Annotated in this window: 10 protein-coding genes; 9 read left to right on the top strand and 1 reads right to left on the bottom strand. The window is 42.0% G+C overall.

Features of this window, described 5'->3' with window-relative positions; translation table 11 throughout:
• The first annotated feature begins 87 nt into the window (after positions 1-87).
• The 9 genes from RMX89_RS25595 to RMX89_RS25555 all read left to right on the top strand — a co-directional run bounded on the left by RMX89_RS25595 (position 88) and on the right by RMX89_RS25555 (position 13,003).
• Positions 88-2,349 carry a tetratricopeptide repeat protein gene (locus RMX89_RS25595; protein WP_322690928.1) on the top strand — a complete coding sequence of 754 codons (2,262 nt, stop codon included), beginning with the start codon at positions 88-90 and terminating at the stop codon, positions 2,347-2,349.
• A gap of 311 nt (positions 2,350-2,660) precedes the next feature.
• Entirely contained in the window at positions 2,661-3,818 is a 1,158-nt protein-coding gene (locus RMX89_RS25590) for a CHAT domain-containing protein (protein ID WP_322690927.1), read from the top strand.
• A gap of 2 nt (positions 3,819-3,820) precedes the next feature.
• Entirely contained in the window at positions 3,821-5,263 is a 1,443-nt protein-coding gene (locus RMX89_RS25585; RefSeq protein WP_322690926.1) for a tetratricopeptide repeat protein, read from the top strand.
• The gene (locus tag RMX89_RS25580; protein ID WP_322690925.1) at positions 5,260-6,453 is read left to right on the top strand and encodes a tetratricopeptide repeat protein; all 1,194 of its coding nucleotides are present in this window, start codon (positions 5,260-5,262) and stop codon (positions 6,451-6,453) included. Before RMX89_RS25585 ends, RMX89_RS25580 begins: the two co-directional genes overlap by 4 nt.
• A gap of 431 nt (positions 6,454-6,884) precedes the next feature.
• Positions 6,885-7,019, top strand: a complete 135-nt coding sequence (locus RMX89_RS25575) for a hypothetical protein (protein ID WP_322686538.1) — start codon at positions 6,885-6,887, stop codon at positions 7,017-7,019.
• 236 nt (positions 7,020-7,255) lie between these two features.
• On the top strand, positions 7,256-7,789 hold the full coding sequence (gene infC, locus RMX89_RS25570) for a translation initiation factor IF-3 (RefSeq protein ID WP_322673183.1): 534 nt from the start codon (positions 7,256-7,258) through the stop codon (positions 7,787-7,789).
• Between the two features lie 388 nt (positions 7,790-8,177).
• The gene (locus tag RMX89_RS25565) at positions 8,178-11,183 is read left to right on the top strand and encodes an MFS transporter (RefSeq protein ID WP_322690924.1); all 3,006 of its coding nucleotides are present in this window, start codon (positions 8,178-8,180) and stop codon (positions 11,181-11,183) included.
• Between the two features lie 121 nt (positions 11,184-11,304).
• The gene (locus RMX89_RS25560) at positions 11,305-11,982 is read left to right on the top strand and encodes a TrkA family potassium uptake protein (RefSeq protein ID WP_322686536.1); all 678 of its coding nucleotides are present in this window, start codon (positions 11,305-11,307) and stop codon (positions 11,980-11,982) included.
• A gap of 466 nt (positions 11,983-12,448) precedes the next feature.
• Positions 12,449-13,003, top strand: coding sequence for a DUF3124 domain-containing protein (locus RMX89_RS25555; RefSeq protein WP_322690923.1), 555 nt, complete (start codon positions 12,449-12,451; stop codon positions 13,001-13,003).
• Between the two features lie 106 nt (positions 13,004-13,109).
• Here RMX89_RS25555 and RMX89_RS25550 read toward each other — a convergent pair whose 3' ends face one another.
• Positions 13,110-13,346, bottom strand: a complete 237-nt coding sequence (locus RMX89_RS25550) for a hypothetical protein (RefSeq protein WP_322690922.1) — start codon at positions 13,344-13,346, stop codon at positions 13,110-13,112.

Here is a 13,346-nt window from a genome sequence, read left to right as displayed (position 1 = left end):
TTCCATAAATTATTATCTTCTAAAAGTATTTATATACCTATGTCAAATTTAAAATATACAAGCATATTCGGTTTGTTTATCTTAACAATGCCCTCTTTAATTGCGGGTACAAATAATAGTAGAGCGATCGCTTTTAGTTCACCAGAGATTAATAATAAGCATATCAGCGTTCTAAGCAAAGTAGCACAAACCAGCGTAATTGAAAGTAAGCCTGTACAGAAGAATCAAGATGAGTCGCAGCTTGAAGCAGGTAAGCCAATTGCAAGAGAAATTCATCCTAATGAGGCTCATAGCTATCAGTTAAAACTACAAACAGGTAAGTATATAAAAATTGTTGTTAAGGAACGCAGCGTTGATTTGGTCATAAAGTTGTTTGGTGAAGATGGCAAACAAATCAAAGAAGTTAATGATAGTTTCTTTGCTTACATAATAAATTCAGATTGGAGTGAAAGTGATGAAGAAGAAATAGTTTTATTAACTGATGCCGCCGCAAACTACCGTTTAGAGGTGCGCTCTGTACCAGAATCAAAAACTCTTGGACGCTACGATGTGAGCATTGAAGAACTGCGAAATACTATTCCTTCAGACAAAATTAGATTGGCGGCTAAAAATGCTTTTATTAAGAGTCGTCAGAGATGGAGCAAACCAACAGGTCCCTCTGATTGGACTAGATCAGAAGAAGCAGATAAACTCAATGAAGACGCACAGAATTTGTATCAACAAGGGTTGGAACTCGATCGAGCAGAGGGTAATAAAAAAGCACAAGCAGCTACACTTACCCAGCTAGGTGATATTTACTATTATTACAAATTTAATTTTTACAAGCATAAAAGGATTCAATATTATACTCAAGCTCTACAACTTTGGCAGGAGTTAGGCAATCGAGAGCAGGAAGCCTACACGCTTAGTCGAATTGGTGATTGTTATGGTTCGGCGGATGATTCTTCTGATAAACCAATAAAAAGCGAACCGCAGAAAACGATTGAATACTATCAGCAAGCTATACAGCTTTATCGACAGCTAGGCGATCGCTACAGGGAAGCTTACCTTCTCCGAAATATTGCCTACATATATGATAGTCTAAAAGACTACGATAAAGAAATTGACTACCTCAAGCAAGCATTATCAGTTTGGCAAGCATTAGGCGATCGCCTTTGGGAATCTTATGCTCTTGAAATAATTGGCTATTTCTATGAACAAAAAGAAGATTTACAAACAGCCCTTCAATACTACAAACAAAAGCTAGAGGTAGCTCGGAGATTAAACGATAGCATAACAGAAGCCGGCACTCTTGAAAAGATCGCCTATGTTTATCATGACAATTTAGAAGAATATCAGCAAGCAATTGAATACGGTAAGCAAGCATTACAAGTATATAGAACTACAAAAAATCGCTCTAAAAGCGCGGAGGCAAAAGTTTTAGCAATTATCGGAGATAGCTATTTAAAGTTAAGCAATTATCAGCAAGCACTTTTATTTTTAAATAAATCATTAACGTTTTATAGAGAAGATAATAATCACTCTGATGAAGCTCCAGTTCTTGGTACTATTGCTCAAATTTACGGTACTTTAGGCAAACCTCAACAAGCAATCAATTACTACAAGCAGATATTGTCAGCTTCTAATACTGCTTCACAAACTGAAAATCAAGGTGTGATTTCGCTCACTATGGAGCAATTTTTGGAATACCATTCTGGGGGCTATGAACAAAAACTTCCTTTAGAGCAACGTCAGGAGGACATAAAAAATTTAATTATGTTTGCCGTTGGTTTCAACTTTGTCAGCAGAAAACCAGAACAAGCACTTACTTTTCTAAACAAAGCACTATCAATCGCCCAAGCGATAAAAGACCAATCCAGAGAAGCCGAGGCACTAATCGGGTTAGCAGCAGTTTATAACTCAATAGATGAAAATCAGAAGTCTCTTGAGTACCTAAAGAAAGCTTTGCCCCTATTAAATGCTTCCGAATACCGACTAGAAACAATGAATGAAACAATAATGGGTTTATGGAAAGTCCAGGAATCAAAGGCTCCAGGGTCTGTAGATTTACTTACTATAGATCCAAACATACCAATAAATTTAAAAGATATTCTTAGCACCATTGCTGGTGCCTACTTTAATGCTGGAAAAACCAAACAAGCCCTTATTTACCTATACCAAGCAAGGCTAATAGCCCATTCAGAAAAAAACCTTAGCTATGAAGCTAGTTTGTTAATTGTAATTGCTGGAATATATACCGCCAAGATATCCACACCCTCTCCCGCGACCTCCAAAAATCCTACACCCAAACCATTGCTGGCGCTTATCGCCACTTTGCTGACCTGCTGCTGTCTCAAGGACGCATTTTAGAAGCTCAACAAGTTTTAGAACTGTTAAAAATCCAAGAATTACGCGATTTTACCCGCAATGCTAGAGCCGGAGGCGAAACTACAGGCATAGCCTTAGCCCGTATTGAAGAAGACATCCTCAGTAAATATGGCACTCTCATTGCTTTTGGTGCAAAAGTTTACGAATGCGAACAGCAAAAATGTAGTGAACTGAGCCAACTGCGCGACCAACTCGATGCCCTGACCACAAAATTCAATCAGGATTCTAACGCCTTTCGGAAAACCCTACAACACAGACTGGCTGATGACCCTGCCCTCCTTGAACCCGCCCAAATGAGCAATACTGCCGGCAAAATCCTCACGGCTGAACCAGGCACTGTATTAATTTATCCTCTGGTATTAAAAGACAAAATCCGTATCCTTCTGGCGGCTAGGGGAGGGGAAAAAGGAGTAGTTTTCCGCAGTTTTGAAACACCTGTTAGTCAAGAGCAACTCTGGAAAACTGTTGCTCAGTTTAGAACCCAACTATCCAGTTCTAGCGATCTGGCTGCGGTGAAAGCTACCAGCCAACAACTGTATGACTGGCTCATTAAACCTCTAGAAAGCGAACTCAAGGACAAGACTGTGCAGCATTTGGTGTTTGCCCTTGACCGTTCTACCCGCTATATTCCGATGGCAGCCCTGTTTGATGGGCAGCAATATTTGATTCAACGCTATGGGATTTCAACGGTTATCAATGCAGGGTTAACCGATGTTAGCGATCGCCTTCCCCCGAACAAACAAGACACCCATATTCTGGCAATGGGTGTATCTAAAGGGTTTTCGGGGTTTAATCCCTTGTCCAATGTGCCACAAGAATTAGATGCGATTGTTCAGCAGTCAGGAAATGAACAGGTTGGTATTTTTCCGGGTTTGGAGTTCCTCAACGAAGCTTTCGATTTCCGAGCTTTGCGAGATCATCTAACAGGCAATAAGATACTACACATCGCCACTCACGGCAAATTTGAAGCTGGTCGACCGGAAAATTCCTTTCTTCTCTCCGGCACTGGGGATAAATTGACGGTGGAACAAATTCAAAATCTGCAAAATTATATGAAAGATACCCATTTAGTAGTGCTTTCTGCCTGTGAAACTGCTCTAGGTGGGGTAGATGCTGATGGGATTGAGATGTCTGGCATTAGCTTTTATTTTCTCACCAATGGAGCTAAGGCGGTGATTGCTTCCCTTTGGCTAGTAAATGATGCCAGCACCAGCCAATTGATGCAACAATTTTATCAAAATCTTTCTACTGGCAAGATGACCAAAGCTGAAGCACTCCGGCAAGCTCAGATCGCTATGATCACAGGTAAAAACCTAAGCATTGATACCCAGGGTCAGAGAAGTAGCGTGAAGTTTACAGCGGGAACAAGCGGACAATCTGCACCCATATCTCGCAATCTCAGCCATCCCTACTACTGGGCACCGTTCATCCTCATTGGCAATGGGTTATAGATATGCCCCAATCAAACATCTCGGCAACAACCCTAGAACAGGCAATTGAACAGTATGCTACTGTTTTACAAAGATTGAGGCAAGCGACAAAGCTAGCAACGCCATCTGCTGTTACTGACCCTAAATCTGAGGATACCGAACAGCCTGCTGATACCAAGTTGCATTCAACTGTAGAAGCTAAGACACCAAACACAGGTAATTCACCAGATGTGGTATCGTCAATAACACCTGTAAATATAACTGTGGTTGAGAATCAATCTATTCCTGCTCTTGTATCGGAAGTGCTGACTAAGCGCGATCGCGTACAGGCTGTACTAGAAATCATCAAAAACTCACCAGAATTAGCCCCTCCTTCTGGCGAAAGCTTAGAAAAACTTAGCCACCTTGATAAAACCTTGAGAAAACAAGCAGGAGCGATCGCACCTTTTACCCAATCTGCTAATTGGCGAGCCAGCTTTAGTCCCAAAGAAACTTATTGGTGGTGGTTTCTCAAAGCTCCCACAACACCCTGGAGCGATCGCCTCGATTGGCTATGGAGTGCTTTTTCTGTTAGCTTCCTCACTGTTTCCCTCGGCTTAATGGGTGATATTGCTCCCCGCTTTCTCACAGGTGGCCCCGATTCCTTTGGAGCCTTTACAGTCAGTGCCCAAAGCGTCCTCACCCTCCTTGTAGCAGGCGGCGCACTGACAAAAGCGGGACAAGAAGCCCTCAAAAGCTTTCTCAAAGCGATTAATATCCCAGAAAAGTATTGGCATGAGCTAGGTGCATTAGGTTCTCTGATAGTAGTATGTATCTTCTTGATTCTTCGCCAATCCTTACCACAAATTGGCACAAATTTTTATACAAATCCTGGAATTGAAAGCCGTAGAAACGGTGATTGGAGTAGTGCTGAAGAACAATTTAAACGAGCAATTCAACTCAATGCCGATGATGCTCAAGCACATTTTCAATTAGGTTTACTTTACGAAGACTTACAACTGATAGATCAAGCTCGCCCCCAATATCAACTAGCGATTCAAGGTGGTATTCCTGCGGCTACCAATAATTTGGCACGACTCAACATTATGAAAAAAGAATATACTGCTGCGGTTTCTTTATTACTCAAAGCATTAGATACAGATAAAAAACAACCTTTGGATGCGAAAACTAAATATGCAGTTCTCAAAAATCTTGGTTGGGCAAGAGTCAAGCAAGGAAACTACCCAGATGCAGAAGCCAAGTTATTAGAAGCAATCAACTTAAAATCTACTGTGAAGCTAGAAAATTATGAAATTGCTGCTCCTCATTGCCTCTTAGCACAAGTAATGGAAGCTCAGAAAGATAAAAAAGCAGCACTTACAGAGTGGAAAACTTGCAATCAGTATGCCAACATTACCATTCCCGAACAAGATGAATGGGCTGCGATCGCTCAAAAGCGCTTAACACCCCAGGAGACAGATAAATGATTCATCACGGGAAAACACCAAAATTTACAGTCTTGGCACTAGTATTGGCAATCATCACCCTGCCATTATCTGTTATGGCCCAAACTGCCCGCATCCAATCTGTTGCTGGCAAAGGTAAAGTGAGAGTCCAACGCGAAAAACGAACAGATTGGCTCCCTGTTCGCCCTGCAACGGAGTTATATCAAGGTGATCAAATTTTTCCTGACAAAGGAGCTAGAGTTTATCTCCAATGTCCGGGAGTCAGTAACCCTTTGCTGGTGAGAGCAGGGGTAGTATCAGGTATGGGTTCGCTTTGTATTAACTGGGCAAATGGAGAGTCCAGAGGTTCTCAAGCTGTGGAAACATTGGGTGGAGTTGATGCTTCTATTCCCTATCTAATTACTCCCCGCCATGCTCTATTGCTGAATGCTACTCCCCTACTCCGCTGGAACCCAGTATCTGGAGTTACAGAATACAGCGTTGAGGTAACAGGGCCAAAAGGTTTAATGTGGAGAACCAAAACCAAAACAAATCAGGTAATTTATGCTGGAAAGCCTTTAGAGGCTGGGATACCTTATTCTGTGATTGTACGCACTAATACGGGAAAATCTTCTCAGGAAGATATTGCCCCCAATCGTCAGCAAAAGGCTTCTAACCTAGAGTTTATTATCTTACGTCAATCCGAAGCCGCTTTAGTAAAAGCGCAAGCTGCCAAAATTTCTCCTACACCTTTAAGTAACGAAGCATCTGCTTTAAGTTTGGCGAATTTTTACGGTAACTATGTTTTGCCTGAATCTGTTATTTCAGCCTATAAATTGTCTGCTAATACCTACAAAACCTATAGCTTAACTAGCGAAGCGATCGCACTTTTAGAATCTTTGATTCAACAAGGAAAGCAATACCCTCTGATTTACCGTACTCTAGGGGATCTGTACTGGCAAACTGGGCTTGTCCGTTTAGCAGAAGCCAATTATCTCAAAGCGCTCGACTCAGTTCAAGGATTAGAAGATATGGAAGATTGGACACTAGCTCAGTATAGTTTAGGACAGATATATGCTGCGATTAATGACCCTAAGCAAGCGTTGGAGCATTATATCCAAGCAAAAGTAGGCTATATTTTCCTTGGAGATTCAGGACGTGTAGAGGTTCTGCAACGCCGGATAGAAAAACTCAAAAAAACCGCAGTTAATTCAGCAAATGTAAAAAGTTAGGTTGGTTTTCAATTGTGCAGACTTGGTAAGTTTGACTAAATGCCAAGCAAGATTAACACCAGAACAGTTAAAGGAGATTGCCAAGGCATTGAATTGTTCAACTGGTGAGCTTTGAGAATTTGAACCAGATGATAGTGATGGGAAGAAATTTTCTATTGTAGATATACAGTGAGTGCGATCGCGCTTTATCTTCTCAGCTAAAAGCTCAATTGCCTGACATAGATGAGTACTTATACTTATGTGACAGTTTCCAACTTTATTATTTGCAGCAAAGGCCAGATAGAAGACAAATTGGATTAGAGTTTCCAACTTTATTTTTTCAAGCCTGTTCGATATCAAACGGAAAATCAAAGCTTTTAGCCACTCTGAGTATCCAACTATATTCTCGTTGTACAGTAGGTTTTCATCAAAGATTTGGGTTTGGGGAGATAATGCTTTCTCTAAAAGCCCACAACACCAATACTGGACTCTCTTTCAGAAAACGCTCAGGGGCTAGTCCTGATGATGTTGCTCAATGCGATCGCCACCGGAAAAGGCGGTTACGCGATCGCAAAAAGTCTTGCTAAATAATTGTAATAATATTTAATATGAGTCTGGGTTGTCTAATTTAGATTAACTATTGCAGAGAAATTCTCTCAGACTGAGTAAAATGACAAATACAACGAGGCAACTATTTTATAGATTAGTTACCCTAGAACTGGAGACTATGTTTTCAGTCCTGAGTTACTTCTGTATTTTGCCTCTGAGGCATAGCAATTTAGACCACACTAAATCCTTCATTTAAGAGCTCCTACAAATCATAATGGCTGTGATTGAGAAGAAAAGAACTCGCGATCTGCCCCAAATTAACGAACGAATTCGCTTCCCGAAAATTCGGGTCATTGACACTGACGGTGCCCAACTGGGAATTATGCTCCCACAGGAAGCACTACAACTAGCAGAAGAAAAAGAGCTAGATTTGGTGCTAATCAGCGATAAAGCTGACCCGCCGGTTTGTCGGATTATGGACTACGGGAAATACAAGTTTGAACAGGAGAAAAAGGCGCGGGAAGCCCGGAAAAAGCAGCACACGGCTGATGTCAAAGAAGTTAAGATGCGCTACAAAATAGAAGAACACGACTACAATGTGCGTGTTAAGCAAGCAGAGCGCTTTTTGAAAGATGGCGATAAAGTCAAAGCAACTGTGATGTTCCGGGGTCGAGAAATTCAACACAGCGACCTAGCAGAAGATTTGCTCAAGCGAATGGCAACGGATTTGGAGCCTTTTGGTGAGCTTCAACAAGCGCCTAAAAAAGAAGGACGAAACATGATGATGCTCATATCGCCTAAAAAATAATTCTCTAACTGTTTAATAGACCAAGTTTGAAAATCCCCTGGCTAGAAGTCGGGGGATTTTTTCATCTTTTATTTGAATGCAATATACGCTTTGGGCGCATAGTTAGCTGTGCAGTCTTACGAAAGCGTTTAAATTTATCTAAAATCGATAGTCCTGAACCCTGAGTGGGAAACATAATACTCAGTTGCTCAGGACTTTTGCTATTTCCAGGGGATGAGGAGGCAGAGGGGCAGGGGAGCAGAGGGGACAAGGTGACAAGGTGACAAAAGTTTAGAACTACCAACAAGTCTTTCCCCTTGTCCCCAATTCTCCTTGTCCCCAAGTCCTCTTTCCCATGCCCAATGCCCAATGCCCATTGCGCGGTGATACTACCAGAAAATAAAACTGCATGGAACTGAAAAATCACTGGTTGGCTGCAAATAAAGTTGCTTTACCACGACTACTACAGTGGGTGAATCTCCGACCAGAGGAGAGCGAACGAACCCAGATAATGTTTCTTTTTTACACAATTGTATCTGTAGGATTGCGGTGGGCAGAAGACAGTACGGTGGCGCTGTTTTTGGATGAATATGGGACTCATCTACTGCCTTGGATGTATATTGCTAGTGCAGCAATGAGTGCTGGACTGGTTTTTTTATACTCTTGGCTGCAAAAGATTTTTCCCTTACGTCGGGTAATTGTGGCGATCGCACCTTGTATGTTGATGCCATTAGTTTTATTAATTGTATTACGTTGGGGATCGCATTTTTCCTACCTAGCAGTGATTTCGGCATTTCTGCTGCGGCTATGGGTAGATGCACTTTATGTGGTCAATGACCTCAACACCTCCATTGTCGCCAATCAAATATTTAATATTCGGGAGATTAAACGGACTTACCCACTGGTGAGTAGTGGGCTTTTAGTAGCAGATGTGATCAGTGGCTTTAGTTTGCCTTGGCTAGTGCAATACACCACGCTGAATAAGATCATCCTCATCGCCTGTATGGTGATTTTATTAGGATCGGGAATTCTATTCTATTTAACTCATCATTATCGAGCAGCTTTTCCTGAAACCCCACAAAGACTAGCTCCTGAACAACAAGTTTCACGAGAGCGTTTCATTAAAAGTCCTCTGAAGCGCTACGTCTGGCAGTTGTTTGCTTTTGTGGGACTATTGCAAGTTATTGGGTTGTTAATAGATTTTCAGTATCTACGCGAACTCCAATCCAATTTGAGCGACCGAGAACTTGCGAGTTTTTTGGGTCTTTTTGGTGGGATGTTGGGACTGTGTGAGTTGTTGTTGCAATGGTTTTTTTCCAGCCGACTCATCGAACGCATGGGAGTATTTTTTACTGCGACACTTTTACCAATCACCGTCGGCTTTTCACTCCCAGGAGTGCTGGTATTGCTGCATTTAATTCCAGCCATACAATCGCAAAGCTTTTTCTGGGGTTTGATAATTGTCAAATTCTTTGATGAACTTCTGCGCTACACCTTTGTGATGAGTAGCGGCCCCATCCTGTACCAACCGATTCCAGAGGGAATTCGCAGCCGAATGCAGACTTTATCTGGTGGAACCGCCGAAGCGATCGCCACAGGTTTGACAGGAGCGCTAATTTTTGTGACTATCTTGTTTTGTGGGCGGTTTGTACCCGAATCACTGCAAAAATGGGTGTTGGTAGCAGAAACCATGCTGATAGCTGGCACTTGTTTAAAAGTAGTTTGGGAATTGCGATCGCGCTATGTGGAACTGTTAGTCTTGAGTGTAGCGCGGGGTCACTTGAGTGCAAGCAATGTCGGCTTGCGATTTTTCAAACAGGGTGTAGTCAAAGCTTTAGCAGAAAAAGGTAGTGAGGCTGATAAGCGCTCTTGCATTGAACTTTTAGCTCAAATTGACTCTCAAGGAGCGGCGGAAGTTTTAGCCCCGCTACTAGTGAAGTTAACCCCAGATTTGCAGCGCCAAAGTTTGGAAGTGATGCTGATGGGAGGTGTAAATCCGGTTTATCTAGCCGCCATCCGTCCTCTGTTAGAAGAATCTCAAGAAACGAACCCCGAAGTTTTTGCCTTAGCGCTGCGTTACGTTTGGCTGGCTGAACCAAATCCTAATTTAAGCCTCTTAGAAGAATATTTACACCCCAGGCAAAACTCACTCATCCGCGCCACCGCCGCCGCTTTAGTCTTACGCCAGGGAACGCCCATGCAAAAGGTAGCAGCTACCCAAACCATGCGCCGGATGCTGACTCATAAGCAAGAACGGGAACGGATGAATGGAGTCAGAGCGCTCAGAGAAGCAGTTTATTTGCAGGCATTGCGGATTCATATCCCGAATTTATTACAAGATGAGTCATTACGGGTGCGCTGTGCCGTATTAGAAATGATTTCAGCCACCCATTTAGAAGAGTACTATTCAGCACTGATTGCAGCCCTTTATTACAAATCAACCCGCAGCACAGCCATGTCAGCCCTAGTGCGGCTAGAAAATGAAGCTTTAGAAATGCTGTTGCGGTTGGCTACCAATATTTACAAACCAGAAGTAGTGCGGATGTATGCTTGGCGCACTATTGCTCAAGTAGGAACTCAGCAAGCATTGGAGACTTTATGGGAAAACTTGGAAATATCCTGGGGTACTACTAGGGATCATATTCTCCGCAGCTTACTAAAAATCCACAAACAACCAGGAATTAAAGGTTTAGTAGATCGATTTTATGAAAGTCGGGTAGAAAATTTAATTAAGCAGGAATTAAAATTTTTAGGTGAAATTTACGCTGCATATATCGACTTCCAAACATTAGACCAAAAAGAAAATTATCAATCCAATCAGAGGATTGTAATTGTCTCGGAATTATTGCAACGCGCCCTTCTAGAATTGGAATTGGATGTGAAAGAGCGGCTGCTACTATTACTGAAACTGCTTTACTCGCCAGAAAAGATGCAGGCAGCATCCTTCAATCTGCGATCGCTCTCAGTGGTAAACTTAGCGCGGGGCTTAGAAATCTTAGAGCATACCGTAACTTTATCTTCAAAATCTTTATTGCTGAATATTTTAGATAATCGACCACAGGCAGAAAAATTGCAATATCTTGTCGAAGCCAAGATCGTAGAATATGAGAACATGGTAGTTAGCGATCGCCTCCACAGATTGCTGATGTTAGGTAATTTCCTTTCTGACTGGTGTCTAGCTTGCTGTTTCCATTATGCTCAAGTGACACGCATCCGACTGACCAGTTCTGAGATACTAGTGAGCTTGCGTCATCCTACTGGCTTTGTCAGAGAAGCTGCGATCGCATATTTAAATATGGTTTCATATCGCGTTCTCCTGCAAATCCTCCCCCAGTTACAAAAAGATCCACATCCTTTAGTGTCCGCTCAAGTTAAAGAGTTACTCGAAAAATACCAATTCAAAAATTACAATTAAAAATCCTCCAATCGCTGTAGAAGTAGAATTAATGCCCAATAACTAATGACAAATGACAAATGACAAATGACAATTTGTTAACCTGTAAACTGAAGTAAAAATTCAAAGAATATCAGGAATCATGTACGTACTCATCGGTGGAGCAGGCTTAGTCGGCTTAAGTTTGGCGCAAAAACTGGTAGAACTAGGGCATACTGTTGCTGTAATTGACATTGACCCTATCGCTTGCCGCTACGCCCGCGAACAAGTGGGAGCAATGGCTTTTGAAGGCAGTGCTGTGAGTACAGAAGTATTGTTAGAAGCTGGGATTCGCAAAGCCGGTTCCTTGGCAGCAGTTCTCAGAAGTGATGCCTTAAACTTGGCAATGGTAACTCTTGCTAAACACTACGGCGTCACCCATATTTTGAGCCGGATGCGCCACCCCGATTTTGTCGAACCATTGCGGATAGCTGGAGCCAACCATATTATCAGTACTGTTGAACTATCAGTTGCAACAATGGTGAACGCCATTGAGTATCCACAAGTAGAATCAATGATGCATTTTGAGCAGGGACAGATTGAGGTTCTGAAACTTTCCATCCCCAACAATTGCTATGTTGCTGGTCGTAGCGTTGCCGAAATTGCTCAAGATCCCCAATTTCCTACTGGTTCGCTAATTATTGGCTATCAATCTCATCCCCACGAAGATTTGATGATTCCTAACGGCAGTACAATACTGGAACCTCATTCAACTGTGCTGATTGTGACTAAACCAAGATGCTTACATCAAGTCATTGATTTTATTGAACAAAAATGTTGAGCACAGTTCCTACTTAAACTGTTTATTAGGTAGGGTTAGCTACACATTTAACAATTCAAAATTCAAAACTTGTACTGAGCGTAGCCGAAGTATTCAAAATTCAAAATTCAAGACATTTTCAGAGGATGTCTGAGAAGTATTAAATATTTCGTCCGATCCCCCCTAGCCCCCCTTGAAAAATGGGGGAAACTTCTAAAAGTCCCCCTTTTTAAGGGGGATTTAGGGGGATCTATAAGTCTCGAATACAACACTAAAAAGTTTTCAGACATCCTCTCAGACGGGGATTTACAGCAGTTTTCATATATTTGAACTACATCTGTTGTAGGGGCGCAAGGCCTTGCGCTCCTACCGCGTCGTCTATTTACAGAAACTGACTGGAGTCGGAGCCACTTTGCCTCTGCGCTACGTCTAATGGTTGGGTTCTTAAACCCCTTGATTTACGATAATAAAAAAATGGTGAGTTTTGATGAAGCTGTATAGATATATTATTTTAGCGATCGCTCTTATTTTTCTTGTATCTTGTCAATCAACACCCAAATCACAACCCGATGCCATTCCAGCAGCCCCATTGCAAAAAACAGTGACGCTGGATAAGAATTTTAAGATAGCCAGCGGTGAAACTCTTTATGTTCCGGTCTACTCTCATATCTATCATCACAATCGCCAAGAGATTTTTGAGTTAGCAGTTACGCTTAGTATTCGGAATACAGATTTGACTAATCCGATCGTTATTACTTCTGTGCGCTACTATAACTCAGAAGGGAAACTAGTTAAACAGTATTTAGAGCGCCCTATTCAACTTGATGCCCTAGCTTCGACAGATTTTTTTATCAATAGAAATGACACCAGTGGAGGTTTAGGTGCAAACTTCATTGTCGAGTGGGTAGCCCAAACAGAAATATCCGAACCGATAGTAGAGGCAGTCATGATTGGTACTGACTTTCAACAAGGAATTTCTTTTATCAGTCCTAGTAGGGTAATTAAAAGTCAAAATAACGATAAGCGATCGCCTTTAAAATAGAAATTTTAAAAAGCTAATTTATCATTTCCTCGTTCCCATGCGGAGCATGGGAATGCATTCATTGAGTCTCTGACTCAATCTTTAGCTGGAGGCAACAGAATCCTAATCAGCCAAAGCTCAAAGGTTCATCAACGAAGCTCAAAGGTTCAGCGACAAAGCTCAGAGGTTCATCAACGAAGCTCAAAGGTTCATCAACAAAGCTCAAAGGTTCAGCGACAAAGCTCAGAGGTTCATCAACGAAGCTCAGAGGTTCATCAACGAAGCTCAGAGGTTCATCAACGAAGCTCAGAGGTTCAGCGACAAAGCTCAGAGGTTCATCAACGAAGCTCAGACTATCCCCCAT

This window comes from Nostoc sp. DedSLP04 (genome assembly GCF_034530775.1).
Lineage (GTDB): Bacteria > Cyanobacteriota > Cyanobacteriia > Cyanobacteriales > Nostocaceae > Nostoc.
This window is presented reverse-complemented; position numbering and strand designations above follow the sequence as displayed.